The 19,762-nt window shown below is 48.5% G+C and carries 24 protein-coding genes and 3 pseudogenes; 14 read left to right on the top strand and 13 right to left on the bottom strand.

Annotated elements, in window-relative coordinates; all coding sequences use genetic code 11:
- Positions 1–115 precede the first annotated feature (115 nt).
- On the top strand, positions 116–676 hold the full coding sequence (locus tag NQ492_RS14280; RefSeq protein WP_004330050.1) for a sigma-70 RNA polymerase sigma factor region 4 domain-containing protein: 561 nt from the start codon (positions 116–118) through the stop codon (positions 674–676).
- Positions 677–714: 38 nt separating this feature from the next.
- Complete coding sequence (locus NQ492_RS14275) at positions 715–1,107, top strand: hypothetical protein (RefSeq protein WP_004320820.1); 393 nt, start codon at positions 715–717, stop codon at positions 1,105–1,107.
- Positions 1,108–1,628: 521 nt separating this feature from the next.
- Here NQ492_RS14275 and NQ492_RS14270 read toward each other — a convergent pair.
- Together NQ492_RS14270 and NQ492_RS14265 are read right to left on the bottom strand one after the other, a co-directional pair.
- The gene (locus tag NQ492_RS14270; RefSeq protein ID WP_004295308.1) at positions 1,629–1,952 is read right to left on the bottom strand and encodes a helix-turn-helix domain-containing protein; all 324 of its coding nucleotides are present in this window, start codon (positions 1,950–1,952) and stop codon (positions 1,629–1,631) included.
- Between the two features lie 42 nt (positions 1,953–1,994).
- Positions 1,995–2,306, bottom strand: coding sequence for a helix-turn-helix domain-containing protein (locus NQ492_RS14265; RefSeq protein WP_004330047.1), 312 nt, complete (start codon positions 2,304–2,306; stop codon positions 1,995–1,997).
- A gap of 743 nt (positions 2,307–3,049) precedes the next feature.
- Between NQ492_RS14265 and NQ492_RS16305 the strand changes: the two genes are divergently transcribed.
- Entirely contained in the window at positions 3,050–3,427 is a 378-nt protein-coding gene (locus NQ492_RS16305; RefSeq protein ID WP_004330044.1) for a DUF3408 domain-containing protein, read from the top strand.
- Positions 3,428–3,756: 329 nt separating this feature from the next.
- On the top strand, positions 3,757–4,146 hold the full coding sequence (locus NQ492_RS16300) for a plasmid mobilization protein (RefSeq protein ID WP_014776481.1): 390 nt from the start codon (positions 3,757–3,759) through the stop codon (positions 4,144–4,146).
- On the opposite strand, the pseudogene NQ492_RS16295 reads toward NQ492_RS16300, so the two are convergent.
- Positions 4,102–4,518, bottom strand: a pseudogene (locus NQ492_RS16295) (virulence RhuM family protein); the annotation flags it as partial. The gene NQ492_RS16300 and the pseudogene NQ492_RS16295 sit on opposite strands and share 45 nt — an antisense overlap.
- A gap of 3 nt (positions 4,519–4,521) precedes the next feature.
- Positions 4,522–4,851, bottom strand: a complete 330-nt coding sequence (locus tag NQ492_RS14245; RefSeq protein WP_004327465.1) for a hypothetical protein — start codon at positions 4,849–4,851, stop codon at positions 4,522–4,524.
- A gap of 287 nt (positions 4,852–5,138) precedes the next feature.
- Between NQ492_RS14245 and NQ492_RS14240 the strand changes: the two are divergent.
- Together NQ492_RS14240 and NQ492_RS14235 are read left to right on the top strand one after the other, a co-directional pair.
- Positions 5,139–5,899 (top strand): annotated as a pseudogene (locus tag NQ492_RS14240) (ParA family protein).
- Between the two features lie 4 nt (positions 5,900–5,903).
- Positions 5,904–6,161, top strand: a complete 258-nt coding sequence (locus NQ492_RS14235; RefSeq protein WP_004328504.1) for a hypothetical protein — start codon at positions 5,904–5,906, stop codon at positions 6,159–6,161.
- A 188-nt stretch (positions 6,162–6,349) separates the two neighbouring features.
- On the opposite strand, the gene NQ492_RS14230 is transcribed toward NQ492_RS14235, so the two are convergent.
- The 3 genes from NQ492_RS14230 to NQ492_RS14220 are packed head-to-tail and all read right to left on the bottom strand — an operon-like array spanning position 6,350 to position 9,663.
- A complete protein-coding gene (locus NQ492_RS14230; RefSeq protein WP_026314684.1) occupies positions 6,350–7,471 on the bottom strand; it encodes a fimbrillin family protein in 1,122 nt (373 codons plus the stop codon).
- A gap of 45 nt (positions 7,472–7,516) precedes the next feature.
- Positions 7,517–8,437, bottom strand: a complete 921-nt coding sequence (locus NQ492_RS14225) for a DUF5119 domain-containing protein (protein WP_004328506.1) — start codon at positions 8,435–8,437, stop codon at positions 7,517–7,519.
- Complete coding sequence (locus NQ492_RS14220) at positions 8,434–9,663, bottom strand: DUF3575 domain-containing protein (RefSeq protein WP_015545979.1); 1,230 nt, start codon at positions 9,661–9,663, stop codon at positions 8,434–8,436. The genes NQ492_RS14225 and NQ492_RS14220 overlap by 4 nt, the downstream gene beginning before the upstream one ends.
- A gap of 294 nt (positions 9,664–9,957) precedes the next feature.
- Between NQ492_RS14220 and NQ492_RS14215 the strand changes: the two genes are divergently transcribed.
- Positions 9,958–11,019: a helix-turn-helix domain-containing protein gene (locus tag NQ492_RS14215; protein WP_015545978.1), complete on the top strand. Its 1,062-nt coding sequence runs from the start codon at positions 9,958–9,960 to the stop codon at positions 11,017–11,019.
- A gap of 127 nt (positions 11,020–11,146) precedes the next feature.
- Here NQ492_RS14215 and NQ492_RS14210 read toward each other — a convergent pair whose 3' ends face one another.
- Both NQ492_RS14210 and NQ492_RS14205 read right to left on the bottom strand, forming a co-directional pair.
- Complete coding sequence (locus NQ492_RS14210; protein WP_014776477.1) at positions 11,147–11,602, bottom strand: DUF4425 family protein; 456 nt, start codon at positions 11,600–11,602, stop codon at positions 11,147–11,149.
- 18 nt (positions 11,603–11,620) lie between these two features.
- Positions 11,621–11,983, bottom strand: a complete 363-nt coding sequence (locus tag NQ492_RS14205) for a conjugal transfer protein TraO (RefSeq protein WP_018697531.1) — start codon at positions 11,981–11,983, stop codon at positions 11,621–11,623.
- Between the two features lies 1 nt (position 11,984).
- Between NQ492_RS14205 and NQ492_RS14200 the strand changes: the two are divergent.
- Positions 11,985–13,013 (top strand): annotated as a pseudogene (locus NQ492_RS14200) (glycoside hydrolase family 97 catalytic domain-containing protein); the annotation flags it as partial.
- Between the two features lie 92 nt (positions 13,014–13,105).
- Here the strand turns inward: NQ492_RS14200 and mobB are convergent.
- On the bottom strand, positions 13,106–14,335 hold the full coding sequence (gene mobB, locus NQ492_RS14195) for a conjugal transfer protein MobB (RefSeq protein ID WP_044053938.1): 1,230 nt from the start codon (positions 14,333–14,335) through the stop codon (positions 13,106–13,108).
- Complete coding sequence (locus NQ492_RS14190) at positions 14,320–14,739, bottom strand: plasmid mobilization protein (RefSeq protein ID WP_015545977.1); 420 nt, start codon at positions 14,737–14,739, stop codon at positions 14,320–14,322. The genes mobB and NQ492_RS14190 overlap by 16 nt, the downstream gene beginning before the upstream one ends.
- A gap of 516 nt (positions 14,740–15,255) precedes the next feature.
- Here NQ492_RS14190 and NQ492_RS14185 point away from each other — a divergent pair.
- The 4 genes from NQ492_RS14185 to NQ492_RS14170 are packed head-to-tail and all read left to right on the top strand — an operon-like array spanning position 15,256 to position 17,314.
- The gene (locus tag NQ492_RS14185) at positions 15,256–16,011 is read left to right on the top strand and encodes a ParA family protein (RefSeq protein WP_009596771.1); all 756 of its coding nucleotides are present in this window, start codon (positions 15,256–15,258) and stop codon (positions 16,009–16,011) included.
- Positions 16,012–16,013: 2 nt separating this feature from the next.
- On the top strand, positions 16,014–16,484 hold the full coding sequence (locus NQ492_RS14180) for a DUF3408 domain-containing protein (protein WP_014774760.1): 471 nt from the start codon (positions 16,014–16,016) through the stop codon (positions 16,482–16,484).
- Between the two features lie 23 nt (positions 16,485–16,507).
- Positions 16,508–17,104, top strand: coding sequence for a DUF3408 domain-containing protein (locus NQ492_RS14175; RefSeq protein WP_019151215.1), 597 nt, complete (start codon positions 16,508–16,510; stop codon positions 17,102–17,104).
- Between the two features lie 12 nt (positions 17,105–17,116).
- Positions 17,117–17,314 (top strand): hypothetical protein, encoded by a 198-nt coding sequence (locus NQ492_RS14170; RefSeq protein ID WP_259872939.1) that lies wholly within the window; start codon positions 17,117–17,119, stop codon positions 17,312–17,314.
- A gap of 43 nt (positions 17,315–17,357) precedes the next feature.
- Here the strand turns inward: NQ492_RS14170 and NQ492_RS14165 are convergent, their stop codons facing one another.
- Both NQ492_RS14165 and NQ492_RS14160 read right to left on the bottom strand, forming a co-directional pair.
- On the bottom strand, positions 17,358–18,248 hold the full coding sequence (locus NQ492_RS14165; protein ID WP_014774758.1) for an IS3 family transposase: 891 nt from the start codon (positions 18,246–18,248) through the stop codon (positions 17,358–17,360).
- A complete protein-coding gene (locus tag NQ492_RS14160; RefSeq protein WP_259872937.1) occupies positions 18,245–18,658 on the bottom strand; it encodes a hypothetical protein in 414 nt (137 codons plus the stop codon). Before NQ492_RS14160 ends, NQ492_RS14165 begins: the two co-directional genes overlap by 4 nt.
- A gap of 41 nt (positions 18,659–18,699) precedes the next feature.
- Between NQ492_RS14160 and NQ492_RS14155 the strand changes: the two genes are divergently transcribed.
- Together NQ492_RS14155 and NQ492_RS14150 are read left to right on the top strand one after the other, a co-directional pair.
- A complete protein-coding gene (locus tag NQ492_RS14155) occupies positions 18,700–19,053 on the top strand; it encodes a hypothetical protein (protein WP_244061998.1) in 354 nt (117 codons plus the stop codon).
- Positions 19,054–19,196: 143 nt separating this feature from the next.
- Positions 19,197–19,493: a DUF4134 domain-containing protein gene (locus NQ492_RS14150; RefSeq protein ID WP_014774763.1), complete on the top strand. Its 297-nt coding sequence runs from the start codon at positions 19,197–19,199 to the stop codon at positions 19,491–19,493.
- Positions 19,494–19,762: the final 269 nt, after the last annotated feature.

The raw sequence follows: 19,762 nt of genomic DNA, 5'->3' as shown, positions 1-19,762 counted from the left end.
AGCCTTGCCGGAGACCGCCGAAAAACAAACTGGAGGAAGCACAAGAAATAAGAATGCCTACCCGTGTAGGCCATGTATAACGTACAAATGTACGACTCAAAAAAAACATAAGGCTATGGCAGACAAGAGCGCAGAAAAGGAAAGACTGTTCAACGAGTGGTTCACAAAATCCTATGACAGGTTGAGAGGGACGTTACGCCGGTACGGAATGCTGGACGAGGACAATTTCCATGACACCTACCTTTTCGTAAGAAGGCAGGTGCTGGTTCCCGGAAAGGACATAACGGACTATGACGCGTATTTCATCGGATGCTACAAAAAGGCGGCCCTGGTAAAGATTAAAAGGGAGAACCGGTATGCACACCCTGAAGATGATTTCTTCCTCCGATGTGGCGAGGAGGCAAAATTCCTTTCCGAGGACGACCTGAACGGGTGCGAGAGGCTGGTTAAGGACATACTGCGTTTCGTAAGGCAGAAGTTCTCCTACGAGGAATACCGGATGTTCATGCTCAGGTTCTATGAGGCGCAGTTCTCGTTCAAGGCACTGGCGGAATGCATGGGTATCTCGGCATCGGCCATATCGCAGAAAGTATGCAGGATAGTGGACGCGGTACGTACCCACAGCGGTTTCGCATGGAGAAGCCGGATGCTGGCGGTGGAAAGCTTCATGTATTGAAAAACGAAAACAGTTCAACCGATAAAAGAAAGACAATTATGGCACTGATAGTATACAACAGGGAAAACTCCCGTCCGCAGGAAGTCACATACAAGGGAAAGCGGACCATCAACCTTGACAGCAGGGGAACCGTCTATCTGTCAAAGACGATGTCAATCGAATTGGGAATCCTCGGCGGTGGACGGGTGAACTTCGCCCACGATGACGAGACGGGTGACTGGTATATCTGCCGGGCCGACGACAGCGAGGGGTTCATCGTCTGGAAGGATAAAAGATGCGCAAGGTTCTCGGCCGGGTTTATCGTGCAGAGGCTCATGCGGCAGGCGAAGGTGGAGAGGAAGAGCGTGCAGTTCATGATGGCGAGGATGCCGGTAGAGATTGGCGGGGTGGCCTATTACAAGATACTGCTCTCGAATCCGATACTCAGATAGAGGCATGGGCCGGAGTAGTCCGGCTGTATATGACATGATGGAGACAGGCGCATCCGACGGGACAGGAGCCCGGAGGGTGTGCCTGTTTTTATGCGCCGCCATGTTTACACACGGACATGCGGTTGTCACCGGCCGGCATAAGGTCACTCCGGCAAGACCGGGAAACAACATTGCCGGCGGATAATGATATCAGTACGGGATGTGCCGCCATTACAGGAACGGACCGTTCCACCGATACACGGGCAGCCCGCCCCAATTTCAGAATAACATAATGACATAATAAAATAAGGGTCTTTTTTTATAATGGAATCCCCGTATCTTATTGCCATACCGGAAAAATGTTTCCATGTCCCGCCATGTTATGCCAATGTCGTCACCGGATCATAATTTATAAAGAAAACACTCTGTGTATAAATACTTTATGAGCAAATTAAAGTCGTTCATCCAGTGGAAAGAAAACGAAGGGACGGCCGGTATGACAACCGCCCGCCCCTTCATTCACGATCCCGTACGGAACTTTTCTAAAGTTCCTCCGGTCTGGTTCTCGCCTCCCTGTAGCAGCCGTCAAGCAGCTTCTCGATGTCGGAAGAACGGTACAGTATCTTGCCGCCTAGCCGGGTGAAGGCAAGCAGACCGCTGTCCCGGTACTGTTGCAGGCTGCGGCGGCTCACTTTCAGCTTTTCAGCCAGTTCGCGGTCCGTATAGAAGTTCTCGCCCGCCATCGCCGGTGACCTGCCGGCAAAGAGACGCTCCATGGAAACGGAGAGACGCTCGACGGTAGAGAAGAACTCTCTTATATGCTCGCTGCTCTCACGGGTGAGCAGACGGTTATCGGTATTCATCATGACTTGATCTTTTTTTGTTCGACATTCGTTTTTCATGGCCTTTCAGATCGACCTTCCCATACTTTCAGCCCGCTTGCGGCGCTCCTCCACTATCCGGATGATACTTTCCACGTCCCCGGGCTTGTAATAAGTCTTGTGACAGATCTGTGTGTATGCCAGCGTGCCGTTGTCACGGAGGGTCTGCAGGGTTCTCGGGCTGACCTTCAGCAGCAGGCACACCTCCTGGTTGTCCAGCCATTTCTTCTCCTCTATGTCGCCGTACAGCCGGCAGAGGGTGTCCAGCCGGTCCGCGAACGTCCGGAAGGCCGAGAGCATCGCCTCGAAGGTCCTTGCCTCAATGTTCACTATTTCCATAATCACTGTAATTTCAGGTTTGACATCTGTTTCATTCTCTCTTCGGATCCGGATTCCGTGCCGCAATTTAGTGAATCCCAGCGGAACATCCTGAATTTCAAGACAGGATGACTACCTTTGACACCATATGCGTGCCTGTTTCATCCGCAAAGTAAATGATTGTTCCCGGATATGGTTCCGGCCCTTCATCAGATGTCATTATATGTCATCAGATGTCCGGAATAGATATTCAATTGGAATCGAAGCGATCTTTCTTTTTCATAAGATGTACTTTTATTGATTTATACAATAGAAAGATGCGCCAAATGTTATCGTGGAGACGCTTATGAACATGACGGATGTCCATCAGTTTTGTCCCATCCCGGTAAAGAGGCCGGTTATCAGGATGTTCTTCCATATCCGGACTGAAAGATGCCTGCCGGACAAACACTGATGCGGGCATCAGTGTTTGTAACCGGCCATTAATAATTATAACCAACCATTAATGACCGGTTATAATCATTAATGGTTGCAATCGGTCTTTAGTGATTGCAACTGCATCCGTAAAGTTCATGCCCTGCTTCCGATGCGTATAATAATGAAGTTCTCACCGTCCGTACACCCTGAAGCAGAGAATGATACAGAAGAATACGCCAACAGAACCCTAAGTGTCGATCCGTCTGTTTTTTATCGTTTTATTTGCCGGCGACAATCGGTTTCCCGGTATATGGGAAACCATCGTATCAACGTAAATCCAAGTTTCTATGAAAGAAGGAAAAGAAGACATGCCCCTTGTGGGAAAAACGATGGCGGAAGGACATACGCACCGTATGGCCGTCCTGTGTGAGAAGTTGGGAAGTACCCTCAGGGAGATACTTGACGGAACCTGCCCACAGCCGGCAAAGCCGGAGAAGGCACCGAAGCGCCCGGCTTTGGAAAAGTATCGGGAAACTTATCTCATTCCCCCTAAAATCAAGGGACCTAAAGCCGTGTTCATCAGTGAGGAAACTCGTAGTGCCCTGGACATGATCGTCCTGAGACTGGGCTGCCGGGGAATGAGCGTATCCGGGCTGCTGGAGAATCTGGCAAGACGGCATCTTGAAACCTACCGGCAAGACATCGAACGCTGGAGGAAACTTTAGAGTACCGGTGACTGTCAGACCGTGTGAATGACTGCCGGTCGTATATCAGCCGGAACGGATGACTGTAGAAAATATAGGTACACCTCCGGCGGATATACTTTCATTGTCACCTTCCGGACCAGGAATGGAAACGGTTATCTGAAACCATTGATATTAATATTTCCTGTTGTTTTGAAGGGTGGATTCTGTAATAGTAATAGCAAGGTTATGTTTCCGGATTCCCGAAAACCCTTGCTCCCCAGCGCCCGGCGGTTGCAGGGAGGGTAAATCCACTCCCGCCGGTCGCAGATTTTGGAATGAAAGAAGTACGGACGAAAAAGAAAAAACATATGACAAAGGATATGAATGAGATGAAGAAAAAACGCGGCCGTCCGGCACTGGGCAGGACGCGGAAGCTGACCAAGGGAGTGACAGTGAAGTTCTCCCCCGTCAGCTACGAGGCTCTCAGATTCAGGGCAAGGAAGTCCGGCCGGAGTCTGGCGGTCTATATCAGGGAGGTGGCACTGGCGGCCACCGTTACGGCAAGGCATACGCCTGAAGAGAATGCGCTGCTGCGCAGCCTGGCGGGAATGGCGAACAATCTGAACCAACTGACAAAGCTCTCGCACCAGACAGGCTTTTACAGGACAAGGCTGCTGATAGACGGGCTGCTGGGAAAGCTGAAGCGGATCATGGTCTATCTTCTCGGTATGTTGAGCGACAGTCCTTTCAAGTTCTGACAAACGTTTATTAATGGAATACCCCTTTAAAAGATAATCCTTTAATACACTATTCGCCCATTTCCTAAAAAGGGTTGCGTTCTTGCTATTAACCCGATATCCTATTGACAGAATCGCATCAAGATTATAATATTTAGTAGTATATCTCTGTTTGCCGTCATTACCCATATGTTCCAAAATGGAACATGTGCTATCTATATCAAGTTCGCCGCTTTTGTAAATGTTGTTCAAATGTTTGGTAATAGCAGGCCTTTTAGTCCCGAACAAGTCGGCTATTTGTTCTTGTGTCAGCCAAACGGTTTCATCTTCCAACCTCACTTCCAACTTGACCGCTTCATCCGGCTGGTATAATATGATTTCTCCCTGTTCCATTGCTTACTTACCTTTTCTTAATTCATCAAGCCTCTGCATCGCACCGCTGAACTTCTCACCAAACATCATATCATCGGGCAAAACAAACCAGGTGGGAATACCTCTCGACTGTGGATTACCTATACATTCATCTTGCCCGTTCTGTTTGCGGTAATCGTCCCATTCACTATAAGCGATGTTCCAACGAATACCTAATTTATAGGTATTTTCCCATTTAATAATAGCCAGTGAATAGGCCGGATCATCTTTGCCGTCATAAATCACTTCTACAACTTCAACCACCCCTTTAGGGGAATTTATAAACTTCGGATTTTTATACGAATAAGTGCTCATGTCTTTTATTTTTTATTTATAGCACACAAAGATACTCAAAAACAAATATATACATATATACATACGTATGATTAACGTATAAAAACATTTATGGTTATTCTAATCTTTGATTAATTCCGGTACAGAAACAAAACGTACCGAAAGACGGAAACAGGATTTATTTCGGTACGCTTCCCCGATCGGTACAAAAAACACGCAAAAAACGAGAAATACTACTTTTAGTATTTTAGTATATTAGTATTTTAACTATATTTGCGGACATGACAACCATTTAAAAAACTGAATTTATGAGCAAAGCAAAAGTAATCTCCGTATTGAATCACAAGGGGGGAGTAGGAAAGACCACAACCACGATCAACCTGGGCGGCGCGTTACGTCAAAAAGGGTACAAGGTTCTTTTGATCGACCTTGACGGGCAGGCCAACCTGACCGAATCGCTGGGCTTCTCCGCGGAGCTTCCCCAAACGATCTACGGCGCGATGAAAGGCGAATACGACCTGCCGATCTACGAGCATAAGGACGGTCTTAGCGTCGTTCCCTCCTGCCTGGATCTCTCGGCCGTTGAAACGGAGTTAATCAACGAGGCCGGGCGGGAACTTATCTTAGCCCACCTTATCAAGGGCCAAAAGGAAAAATTCGATTATATCCTGATCGACTGCCCCCCCCCTCGCTGTCGCTGCTCACGCTTAACGCACTGACGGCCTCGGATCGGTTGATTATCCCGGTTCAGGCTCAATTCCTGGCAATGCGTGGAATGGCCAAACTTATGCAGGTCGTCCACAAGGTGCAGCAACGTTTGAACTCGGATCTTTCGATCGCCGGGGTCCTGATAACCCAGTACGACGGAAGAAAGAACCTGGACAAGAGCGTTTCGGAACTGGTACAGGAAACATTCCAGGGCAAAGTGTTCAGCACCCATATACGCAACGCCATTACGCTGGCCGAAGCCCCGACACAAGGGCAGGATATTTTTCACTATGCCCCAAAATCTGCCGGGGCAGAGGACTACGAGAAGGTATGTAACGAACTGCTAACAGAAATAAAGTAACCATATGGCAAAGAAGAACGATTTAAAAAACAGTATGTCGGCCGGGCTGACCGGGGGATTAGACAGCCTGACCCAATCCACGGCCGGGCAAAAAGAGGCTCAAAAGCCGAAGAAAGCGAAAACCGTGCATTGTAATTTTGTCATGGACGAAACCTATCACCAGAACTTAAAGCTGATCGCGATCCGCAAAGGCGATTCGCTAAAATCGGTATTGCAAGAGGCTATATCTGACTACTTGGATAAAAACAGTTCCCTGCTATAACAGCGTATCGGGAATATACAGGGCAAACACTCCACAAAAGAAATTCTCCAGGAAAAAGGTACGCAAAAAGCACCCCTACACATCAAAAAGTATATTGAAAATGCGATTCCCTATAAAAAACCCGTTGGCAGGGTTAATCTTGCGTATGTTTAACCTGCCAACGGGTACGATATTAATAAACGTTTGGATTAAGGTTGGACGTTTACGTCTTTATCTGCATCAACCCAGCCTGTTGTCTCTGCATCAAACTGGATCGGATTCAACACAGCCTCTCCCTGATCATCATAACCACCACCGAAAATCAACGTGTAGATATGACGCTTGCCCTGTTCCCATGTATCTCCGAACGGAACATAAATTGTTTTGTATTCGCTTGCTGAACCCAACAGATAAGCTCCGGACTGCCGGATTTTGCAGGCGATCTCCAGATAACATTGCTTCGCATTATCGGCCTCCAACTTGCTTTTGGTGGCTGTTTCGGAAACTTTCCAAGCAGTCAGCTCCTGTGGTATATTCAGCATAGGAGTATTTGTGGTAATATCGGTAGCTTCGGTATTGCTATTGACCGTGATGTTTGCGTTTTTCACTACGGTAAATGCGTGTGGAAATGCTAAATCAGACGAACTCCAACTTCCCGTTCCATCGGCTGCCGCAGGCAATGTGAAGGCGCCGGCAAATTTGAAATTATGAATCTTGATCACGTCGATGTCCACCTGCATGTTATCGTATTGGGTCTTTGCTTTGAATACGACCTGTGACAGAATATGTTTGAAATTAAATTTCACTATTCCGTTGTTCATGTCTTTTGTCTGGCCTTTGGCCATGGCATACATCACGTCGTAGTTTGCATGAGTAGTACCGCTTCCATACTCATCCATGCAGGTATAACTTATCTTTTGGACATCCTTGGTGGCTTCCCAACTATAAAACACTATCATGTCTTCACTAACCGTTCCGGGATTGAACGCGTAAAAGTCCAAAGCCTCGGTAGGCCAATAACGAAGGTCGTTCGCATCGTCATAATCCCACTTACCATTTTTGTACACGATCTTCACTCCGTCATGTCCAAAATCCGTGTCTACCTTTCCCATGAAGGCAGTACCATCCGTCGTAAAAGCGAACACGTCGAAATCGGTGCTCGTCAAGTTGTCGGGGGTAGTAGGGATAGCCCTCGTTTCCGCCGCATTACTTAACACGTTAAAACCAATCGCATTCCGTGAGGAGGTTTCCACATTCGCAATCTCCTCGTCTGAGCAACCCATGAGTAGAGCTCCAAAGATTGCCCAAAGCATTACTGTACTTTTTTTCATAAATAAAAACAATTTAAATTGATACATATAATTAACAAACTCGTATTACAACACTATATCCATATTCACATCATCCCAATCATCAACGTCCACATCAAATCCCGCACCGTCACTTCCCGGCTCGGATGGTACCTCATAATCAAAATTCAACACCAGATGCACATCACCGACATGCCCCGCTACCGGGACATCATGCACTTGGTCGCTCACGTCCTGTTCCAATACAGACATGCTGCCGGAACGGTTCTTGAGATACAGCCGGAAAACATTGGGCTCTCCTTCAAGTGCGGAATGTCCAAACGTATAGAATCCGCCTATAATCTGATTCCGTGAAACCATTCCATCAAAGAGCAGGCTCTCCGAAAGACCGGCGGGCAAACTGTCGCCGGACATGTTAAGCGAGCCGGACATGCCGGAAAGAGCAGCCCGCAAATCCGCCACCCTATCCAGTCCCCGAAGACCGTTCACCTCATACGTGTAGTGACATACCATGTTTACGGGAGTTAGCCGTACTATCTCCGCGCTTCCTCCCGGAATGTCCTTGAGGATAACTCTGTCTATATGGTCGCCACACAGCCAGGGTGGGGTGACAGCCATTGTCCGGTTATCCGGCGACTGAACATCACGCGTATCGGCAGTAAAAAGCGTGTAACTGCCGTTTTCTTTCCAAACCATCCCGTCGGTATCGTAGTTGAAGCAAATTACCCGGTAATCATTCTCGGGGAGCTCCACTTCCCCATCCTCTCCTCCGGGGAAATCAAATATCCACGTGTTGCTTTCATCGTCGGTCGGATAAAATACGACCCTCATGCCTTCAGGCTTGTCATGATTGGAAATCTTGGTCCAGTCGAATACTACCCGCACCTTGGCAAAGTGCGGATGATCGTAACATAAATCCTTATGCTCACAAGCCGTCAGTCCTATCCATAAAAATATGAACACCAGACAAAAGCGTATCCGTATCACTGCCTGCCTCCTTTCTTCTCGTTGTAGTTGCCACGGCCGATCAACCACACCAAAGAGATACCCGCCTTGGTCGGGCCGAACCAGCGGCGTTTTTTAGTGGTCTGCCATACATAGTGACCGTCCAAAGGGATGTACTCCTTGTACGATCCTCCAAGGTAGCCGATTCCCAACGTGAAATCCACATTGAACCGATGTCCCACAGGTAACGAGTAGCCGTAAGCCACGCCTCCCCCGTAACTCCATTTATCCCCCAAGTAACCTTTCCCACCCAATTCGAAATCATAGGTGACGATCTGCCCGTACAATCCGACATGATGCCCGGAAAACGGTTTTTCCACCGCTCTCCGACCGAACCAGCGGCGCAACTCCACATCTCCCCCATAGATACGCCAATAATTATGCTTCCGATCACTTTTCCACCAGGCATACATCCAATTCCCGGCCACAGACCAGTTCTTCCCCAAACAGAACTCAACCCCGATGTCAGGTATCAAAACAGCGTCATAAAGCAAGTTTGTTTTCACCGCCATGCAAAACGGCCGTTTCTTTACCGGAGCTATGACGGTAACGGTATCACGGATGCACAACGTATCACGTGTATGTATATATACCGTATCTCTGACGGGATTTATCGGATCACTATCATAGCATATTTTCACCATCGACGAACGAAGTTTCGGAAAATGGAATTTATACAAATATGAGTATGGCCTCCCCCCTTTCAGTCTTTTCAGTTCTCCCCCCAAATAAGGACTGTCCTGGTTTTCCAAACGGACGATCTTCTCCAACAAACGAAGGACATCCTCCCTCTCCGGAACATTCACATCCGCTCTCACCATCGTTATAAGTCCGTTCCAGTCGCTTCCCGAAAAATGAAAATCCCTCTCCAATACCGGAATCTTTATATAAGGTGATATATACCGCCACAAAACCTCTGCTCGTTTTTCAGACAGCCTTCCATTCAACAGCCCCCCTCCTTCCGGGGAAGCTCCTCCTATTATTTGAATTTTCCTGATAAGACGGACGGAGTCGTTCAATGCGGAACAGATTTTAGCAAACCGCTCCATCTCGTTCCCATTGTCAAGTAAACATGTATCTATATTTACCTTTCCTTGATGAAAATAGATCCTTACCGAATCACGCTTCTCCTGAGCGGATATTTCTCCGCTTATACTCAACACGAGCACGAACAATACACATTTAATATAAAAACCTCTTTTCGTCATTTAATCATTTGTTAATATGACAATCCAAACCCAGGCTTTTACACCCCCTTGAATTTCGACCGCAAAAATACACACTTATAAACCAGCTTCCAAAGCAAAAAACAAACATTTTAAACTTATAAATACTTAAAAAGACGACCACACAACAACTACAACACTTACCACAGCAGCCAATCATGCTTACACAACAACTAAAAATACTTAACATCATAAAGAAAAGTACTTAAACATACAAAAAAACAGTTATCTTTGCAAGAAACATCATACTTAATAACACTTAAAACAATAAAATACATGATATTCAGCACAAAAGCCGCCTCTTTTCTAAGTTCAATAAAAACTCAAACTTACGACAAAAAAGAAAGAGAAATGATAATAACGTATCAACAAAAACGAGTCTTTCATCTATCCCTGCTCATGCTGGTCTTATGCGCACCCATATACATATATTCAGTTCCATTTCCCAATGAACAGTTTTATTATATTAACAGCGTATTATTCCTGTTTATCATTATGTGCACTCTCGCTTATTTTAAAAAGAGAGTAAATCTGACCACGACCTTTTCCATTATACTGATAGCCATACATATCGAGATTTTTATCGAAATAATTTATTGCTCAATATGTAGCGGATATGAATATAGTTATCAAAGAGCATTGATAATGAGTAACATTACTATCTCTCTCTTATTTACCATGCTTTCCATCTGTGCCTATATGAGTAATATCTCCATCCTATTGTCCTCCCTTACCATAGCTTCCTATACAATCTGCACACTTATCACCGACGAACCGTTCCTATACAGTTATCTGCCTTTGATCATCATCATATACACCATGATCCCCTTATTAGGAAGATCCTTACACAGTAATATCAGCAGCTTGCTAAAAAGTAGCAACTTGCTAAAAGAGGAAGAGGAAATGCTTTTGAAACGTCTCCAAATGAAAAAGGAAGAACTATTCGCGTTCGCCGAGTTGTTAAGCGAGAATAACCCGGAAGAAAAGACAAGCTCCCTGTTAAACATAATAGGGGAACAATCCAAAGAAAATCTTTTTACAGCCCTTGCCGCATACCAGAAAAAGGAAAAAAGTAAACTTGATACAATCAGGAGAATATATCCCAATTTATCCCCGTCCGAATTAAACATCTGCCGTTTAATACTGCAAGACAAGACCGTCAGCCAAATATGCGAATTATTACATCGGAGTAGCGGAAACATAACCAGCCAACGAGCGAACATACGTGCCAAACTCGGACTGAAAAAAAGCGACAATTTAAAAGAAGCATTACAAGAACGCATGAGGCTGTATGAAGAAGAACACCACCGGCAAGAGGAGTTTTCAGCCATGCGTTAGGGATTGCAGAGTAAAGCCCACAGCCTTTAGGCGAGGACTTGAAACGTAAAGCCCGACCGTCCCACGGGAACGCCCAAAAGAAAAAAATCCCCCGAACATTCATCCGGGGGACATTCAGGTCGTCACGTCAATTATAATACAGATTAAGATCATCCATACCGATCTCCTTCCCGTCCCGGAAAGAAAGGCTCTTTTTCTCGATCTCCTTTCCGTTCTTGTAAACGGTCACAACCCACTGCATCGGCTCGTTCACGACACCGTCCTCCCCGTCCACGACACTACCGGAAACGGCGAACTCGATCGCCTTTCCCGTCGTGGTTAACGTCACCTTTTCGACGGCCAGTTCTTCATCGCTTAGAATCAACGGGCTTGCGAGGCTTTCCCCCGTCGCCCCGTCTTTCAACCGCGTACCGTTGGCGACTACCACGACCGACTTAATGAAGCTGCGGAAATCTCCCGACTGCTCGATCGTTACCTCATACATCGCCCCTTTTCCTCCCGGTTCGTCGTCGTCCTTGCTGCAACCGACGAAACACAATGCCATGCACACGCATACGGCCGACAAATACAAATACTTTCTCATACCTTCAATTATTTAAGTTTATAAATAGATCACGCACCCCAGGCCGACATGGTTGTTATTCCGGAGAATGGAGTTAAACAACATTTCAAACCTGTATTCGGCAAAAAGAGCCACTTTCGGGCTTAGCAACATTTCCGGCCTTATCCCGACCTCGTATCCATACACGAAAGCCTTGCTTTTCGCCAGGTACACAAGATCGCTTTTCGCCTTGGCTTTTTGGTAGCCGATCGTCCCGGCTGCGATCCCCAGGAGCGAGAATTTCCGTCCTTTCAGGGCGTAATAGGCCAACTCCGGGCCGACCGTCACGGTGTTTGCCTTTACCAGATCCCGGTTTAGATTCCGGTAATTAAGGTTTGCCCCCACCTTGAAAGCCTTGTACACCTTGTTCGAGGGCTGGAACAAAGGATGGGAGAACTGGGGCGGAAACCAGCAGTTCGACTACCTCGAACCCTATGCGGATTTCGATCTGGAGCGAATAGCCGCCTATGCCCGTGAAAAGGGCGTGCAACTGTGGATGCACAATGAAACGGGAGGAAATATTCCTGAGTACGAAGCCGTCCTGGAAGCAGCGATGAGGAGGTATGCCGAACTGGGGGTTCACACGCTCAAAACGGGATATGCAGGGGGATTCAAAGGCGGTTACCTCCATCATTCGCAGTATGGAGTGCAGCACTATCAGCGGGTCGTGGAAACGGCGGCGAAATACCGGATCATGCTCGACGTACACAAGCCGATAAAGGAGACGGGGATACGACGCACGTGGCCCAACATGATGACACGCGAAGGGGCGCGGGGCATGGAATGGAACGCATGGTCGGAAGGGAATTCGGCAGAGTATCTCACGACGCTGCCCTTCGTGAGGATGCTGAGCGGACCGATGGACTACACTCCGGGAATCTTCGACATCGACTATTCCACGGCGAAGGCCGACAAGGGACGGATCGAGTGGAACGGGCCCAACGCGGAATGCTGCATAAAGACCACGCTGGCACGGCAGATAGCAAACTGGGTGATCATATACTCGCCCCTGCAGATGGCCGCAGACCTGATCGAGAACTACGAAGGGCATCCCGCATTCCGGTTCTTCCGCGACTTCGACGCAGACTGCGACTGGTCGAAGGCATTGCAGGGAGAGATCGGCGACTATATCGTCGTTGCAAGACGGGCCAAAGACAGATACTTTCTCGGGGCAGGAACGGACGAGAAGGCAAGGACGCTCGTGCAGAAGCTCGACTTCCTCGAACCCGGAGTGACGTACACCGCGACGATATATGCCGATGCTCCGGATGCGGGGCGCAATCCGGAGGCATACCTGATCGGGAAGCGGGCTGTGACGGCACGAGATACCATACGCATCGAGATGGCTGAACGGGGCGGGCAGGCAATAACTTTTATTCCGGCAGAGAAATAGAAGATGCCGGTGGCACGGGGAGGCCACGACGGAAAGCCGACAGGGAACAATGAGAAACGGGATCTGATCCATATCAGACCCCGTTTTTCGTATCAGGAACGATGTCGTCTTTTTTTACGCCTTTGTTGCATCTGCCGTTGCTGTTCCTCGTAAGCCCGCGTGTCAGCCAAATCCAATACCGTATCGACAATGCAAGAAATAGGATTGGCGGCATGGTTTTGCTCTTCATGTTTCTGTTCCACGTGTCGTTCTGCGACCTGTTGCGCCTGTTTCGGAGCCGGATACAAGTCGTTGAAAACATTCGCCGAGAACTCTTTTCCCAATACCGATCCGTTAGCAACGATGCCCGTGTTATGGTCGATAAAAGTTACACCATAAATTCTGCCTATGGGATTCATACGGAATACCGCATCTATACCGTCCGCCTTCAACAATTGCCGGAACTCGTCCCGTGTGTTGTGCGGGCTCATGGCGTCTTTGACAGTTTGTCGCAGGCTGTCGAGTGAGCCTTTCTCTTTTAGTCTGTCTTTTGATGTTGCATAGTACTTCTGAAGAGCTTTATAACCGACATCTTTTCCGATACAGCTCGACTTGAACGGCGTGCCGATTCCATATCCGTCGTCTGTCAGGGCTCCGTAAACCATTCCGGCATAACTTCGCCCATCAACGGTTCCCGTGCGCTCCTCGGTCGAGACGTTGAAGCGCTCCAGCAACGTGCGGAACTCACCGTAAGAGGAACATTTGTAATTGCGCAGGCATGATCTCACGACGGACGATACCTGCCGCTTGACATTTCCCTCGGGATAATTCACCTTCCGCAACCCCTCCTTGTCCGTCAGTTCCTGCCCCTTGACGCTCGGATGCAGGCCGTATTTGCGCTCCAAGTCACGCAGAATCTCCATCGAGCGCCGGGCCTCGAAATCGTGCGGAAGTTTGCGGCCCTGCTCATCGATCCGCAGCGACACGATATGGATATGCTCTCTGGAAATGTCCTTGTGCTTGAAAACGATATAGGGCTGTTCGCCGTAGCCCATACGCTCCATGTACTCGCAGGCGATGTCCCGGAGCTGTTCGTCGGTCAGCCTGTCTTCCGGCGAAGGGTTCAGCGAGGCATGGAAAACCGTATTAGTAGTTCTCCGGTTGGCTTCGAGATACGGCATGAAGCTCTCCATGCAGGCGTCAATGTCAAGGCGTCCGCATTTATCGTATGGTTCGAGCATCTTCTGCCAGAGGAGCACTTCGGCTTCATCCTTATCCACTTTCTCCTTGTTGTAATACAACGCTCCGCCGGGCGAGGAACCCGATCTTATATTCGCAACCACTCCTTAGCTTGTTTTGCGAGGTTGAGAATCTCGATACTCAGAGCCTTTAATTCTCTCGTTCGCTGTTCCAAAGCAGCGATCTGATGCGGGATCGCGACGTTGGAGAAGTGCGCATTGATGACCTTTACAATCTGGTTGTAGTTATTTCCCAACTTTTGAAATTGGAAATAAAAGTCATTCAGACGGGCAATAAACTGCACTTTCGAAGGGTCGCGTTTGACGACAACGAACTCCTCGGCGAAGATGCGTTTGACGATAAACCGGCTGCGGTTATGTTCCAATCCTGCCTTACAAAGCATCTGCTTAAAGCGGATATTCTCTTCCGTGGTGAGTTTGAAATTATACCTGTGGACTCTGGGATCTGTCGTTGTCGGGCGTCCGATCCTCTTTTTCGTGGTTGTCATCAGTCTGGTAGTTTAAGTGGCGTGACTCGGGAACGCCACCCAGCCTCGCAGAGCGAGCACCTTTCGTATGCCGAAAAACTTTTCGGCATACAAAGGTACAGCTCGCTGTTGTCTGGCGACAACAAAAATCCGCGCCGGAGAATCTTTGAGAGAAGTTTTGAAAATCCTCTGTTACGGTTTCCATAGCCGGGTCTGTTCCCGGTGCAATATTACAACCGTTTCGGGGCAAAAAAAAGCCATCGGTGCGGACTGGAGCGGACTGGAGCGGACATCGGAACCGAAGCGTTTTACCCTGTTGTATATTGCGGCAGGATTGATTATTCGGGCAACTGCGCGAATCGCAAAATAAGTATCGGTTCAGACGGATACCCGAATCTTTAACCGAGTATCTGCGCAAAGGAACGAAAGGGCGGCAGACCGAATAATCATCCAATTATTCGTCCAAATATAAGGTAGTATATATAAATGATTTGACAGACGCATAGTTACCCAAACAACCATTTAAACACACAAGCAATGAAACAAGCAAGCATTTCGATCTGCAATCAAAAAGGGGGCATCGGGAAATCGACATTTACGATGTTACTCGCCAGTCATCTGCACTACACATTAGGCTATGACGTGCTGGTCGTAGACTGCGACTATCCCCAATGGTCCGTTCAGGCGCAACGTGAGCGGGAACTGTCGCTCATCGAGCATGACGATTACCACAAGCTGTTGCTGGTACGTCAATTCAAAGCGACGGGCCGCAAGCTCTGGCCTGTGCTGAAATGTATGCCGCCTGAAGCCCCCGAAGAAGTCGAGCGGCTGCTGCAAAGCGGCTACCATCCCCGTATCATTCTCTACGACTTGCCGGGAACGGTCAATGCCGAAGGTGTCATTCGGCTGCTCGCGTCGCTGGACGCTGTCTTTGTGCCCATGAAAGCCGACAAGGTCGTCATGGAAAGTACGCTCTCCTTTGCCCGGAGTCTCACCACTAACCTTGCCCAAGATCCGACCCTTACTTTACAAAGCGTCTATCTTTTCTGGACGATGATAGACCGTCGTGAACGAACGCCGCTTTACGATCGATACGAGGCCGTTATCCGCAAGCTCGGGTTGTCGCTTATGACAACTCACATTCCTTACCGCTCGAAGTTCAACAAGGAGCTGCTTGCGGACAATACAGGAGTCGGCCGCTCGACACTTCTGGCTCCGGCGCGAACCTTTGCGTGTGAGGCGCAACTCGAAATCCTCACAGAAGAAATTCTTACACTCCTCAAAATCCGATAACAATGGCCAAGAAACCCAAAATCGAAGTAGACGAAAGTCTTGTAAAACAGGTGATCGCAGGGCAGTTACCTATCACTACAAAGGTCACACGGGTAATTCCGGAACAGATCCCATCCGGAACCGCTACGGACGCAATTCCCGCCGAACCGCCCTCTGTTCCGGAGATCGACACAGAAAAGATTCCGGATGAAACCCCGTCTGTGCCCGCAGCACAAGAGCCACGCCGTCGGAGAACACCACCCTTGTCCGATTATGAACGAATGTTTCTCACTCCTGTGGAATACGGCATCCGAGCCACACTTTATGTCAATGCATCGACAAAGCGTAAGATTCTGGAGATACTTAAAAGAATCGGAGGTGAACGATTATCCGCGACATCATATGTGGATAATATTCTACAGCACCACATCGAAACTTTCCGTGACGATATAAACCGGCTCGATCGTAAGCGGAATTTTGAAAAACTTGTTTAACAATGACTTAAAAATTTCTAATTATGCTTTACAGCTTTTTATCCGAGTCCGGTGTCCTCGACATTTCATTACTCGCTCTTGGCACAGGCATTATCGTTTTGTCAATCTTAGGGCTGCTGCACCTCGGGAAGCGACGAGGTCATAATAAAGCCGGACACTTTTCGGAGCAACCTGACGATTGTGCAATGCCTGCCGTGCAAACGGAAAATAGCGATGGATGGCCCTCGATGGAACAACCTCAGACAACTGAACTTGTATCCGTTGTCGCTGCACCTGAAGATTCTTCAAATCTCGATTCTCCGCCTTCCGAAACGGTCGTATCCGAAAAGCAGGATGTGAAGCCGGAGTGTGTTCCCGTACCGGACATACGATGGCGACGTTCGATGACATTGCCCGACTACAAAAAAACATTTCTTGTCCGGGTGGATTACGACCTCCGCGCCTCGCTTTATGTCAGTGCCCCTACGAAACGGAAAATCCTTGAAGTCCTGAAAAAAATCGGCGGCGAGCGACTGACCGCAACATCTTATGTAGATAATATCCTACGGCACCATCTCGAAATGTTCCGCGACGAGATCAACTGCATACATCAAGAACAGAATTACCATAACATCGTCTAAATTCTTTCTGCCATGAACAGCATAATTCTTATTGCCGCCTGCGCCGTATGTCTGGATCAGTTGTTTTTCCGGGGGCGGCTCGCGTCATATGTTGTCGACAATCTGAAAGGCCCGAAGAAAAAACACACCGGGCATAACGCTGCCCCTCACACGCCGAATGCCGGTACTGCACCCCGTCAAACTCCTGAAATTCTCGTTGTCCCGTCCTGAAAAAGGTTTACAGTGATTGATAATTAAAGATAAACATTTTGGTTCAAAAAATATTGTCCTGATATAAGTTTACATATGCCTTCCGAACAACCGTCTTTCGGCCCCAATGATGTTTGAGTTTCCCGGTTCTAAGTTCCGCTTCCAAGGGCGTAAGCCAATCGCAGCTGGCATGAGGTCTGAGTGAATTGTAAAGGATAACGATCTGGTCGATGCGTTCTTTTGCTGCCTGAAAACTTTCAAAACATTCCTCGTCGATCCATTCGCTCTTCAGAATACCGTTCACCCGTTCGGCAACGGCATTCTCATACGGATCGCCCTTTTCAGTCATGCTGATGCGAATCCCATTATCGGTCAGCAATTTCACATATTCTTTCGAACAATATTGGCATCCTCTGTCCGAATGATGGATTAACCCTTGCCGTTTTTGCTGCGGAGTCTGGTCTATGGCCATCCTCAGTGCACGGAGCGCTCCGTCCCGTTCCAATGTCGTATTCAGATCATAGCCTACGATCCGTTTGGAATAGGCATCCGTTATCAAAGCCAGATATGCAAATCCTTCTTTCAAAGAAATGTACGTAATATCTCCGACCCATAAACGATGCGGCCGCTCGAGGTCGAAACCCCGGATCAGATTCGGATATTTACGCATCCAGTGCCGCGAGCAGGTCGTAACGCTGTATTTCTTCCGACGTTTGACCAGAAGATTGTTTTCCGAAAGCAGCGTAAATAACCGATCCCGGCTGACCGGAAATCCGTCTTGTTGCAGCAAATGCCACAGTTTACGACCGCCGAGCCTGGGCATCAGTTTCCGGTAGTAACCCACCCGCTCCAAAAGAAGGGTGTCGGACAAGGATCCTTCCCTATTACGCCGTAAATGTTTATAATAGGCCTGACGGGTATAGCCGAACAACCCGCACAGAAACGACAGGCTCATTGCTGTGTGTCTTTCTTTGAGACGCTGGACTGTCCGGCTGCGGATTTTTTTAATAGGTCGATACCGTATTCTTCCTGAAGGATATCTCCCATGATCTCATAGCCTTCCAGACGTAATAAAGCCTCTTCCAAGCGCCGCCGAAGGGCTTTGTTCTCGGATAACAGTTCACTGGCTTCTTCACTCGTAACGCGGGACATGATCGGATAAGGATTAGGGGTACTCACAAAGCTACAACTATTTTTCGCTTTCCAGCGCTGACCCATCTTATGAATCGTAGACATGGGAATACCATGTTCTTCGGAGAGTTGGCGGGACGTCTTGACTCCGCTCAAATACTCCTGTAAAATCAGATGACGCAATTGACGCGGTAAATAATGACGCGATAAGTCTGAATTCGTTTTTTGCTGCATAAGATTTACTCTTTTTTGTAAACCTTTTTCAGGACGGGAACGTGTCAAAATCCTATCGGTGCGGACTGGAGCGGACTGGAGCGGACATCGGCACCGCCCCGGCAGGCGGAGACGCTATATTTGCCCCGGCTTCGGAAGAGAAGTCCGCGATGCAGGGGTGGAACACCCTTGTCGTGCGGCCCTCGATCGGCGAAGACGGCGAACTCTCGGAGCCCGAAGCGCCCGCCGGCGCCCGATTCCCGCTTCCGGCTCTCCCCGCCAGAGCAGAACTCCGTGACGCGGAGGTTCATGCGATGCTCGGAGAGCTGGACTTCGGAGAGAGCGCCGTCATGGGCGATGCCACGGCCGAGGAACGGCAGGCCATCGCCAACTTCGACATCCGGGCCTATGCTTAATTAAAAACGACCTACGACATGAAATGGAATAACGAATACGGCTGACGCCTTTTCCGCAGCAGGAAATACGATGTATCCGGTCGCAGAATGCTCCCAAAGCAGGCTGCGGCCTTTTTCACACCCTTAACCAAACTACTTGAACGATGAAAAAAAGAGCAATTTTCATGATTTTCTCCCTGTGCTCCGCACTCGCCTGCTTTGCACAGGGCAACGGCATGGCCGGCATCAGCGAGGCCACGAACATGGTAACGTCCTATTTCGACCCGCTCACGAAACTGATCTTCGCCGTCGCGGCAATCCTCGGACTGGTCGGCGGCGTGCGGGTCTACTCGAAATTCTCGTCGGGTGACCCGGACGCTTCGAAATCCGCCACGGCGCTGTTTCTCTCATGCGTCTTTCTGGTGATCGTCGGTACGGTCTTACGTTCGTTCTTCCTCTAAACGATGGCGGAATACCAAGTGAACAAGGGAGTCGGCCGTCAAGTCGAGTTTCAGGGCGCGCACGTAATGGTTCTTTGGCAAATGCGTCGATAGCAAGACGTTAGGCAAGTGTTCGATAGCCTATCATCGATCGGCTTATCCGAAAGGGAAACCGGACGGGGAGTATAGCCTGCCGATAAACTGATAAGTCATACAGTTACCAAGTATGCGACTGAATCAGGAGATGAAAGATAGATACGAGGATAAAGTCTGGATTGATTGAACGATAG

This window comes from Alistipes shahii WAL 8301, assembly GCF_025145845.1.
Classification (GTDB): Bacteria; Bacteroidota; Bacteroidia; order Bacteroidales; family Rikenellaceae; genus Alistipes; species Alistipes shahii.
Note: the sequence above shows the minus strand (reverse complement) of the source record. Positions and strands in the feature narration are given on the sequence as shown.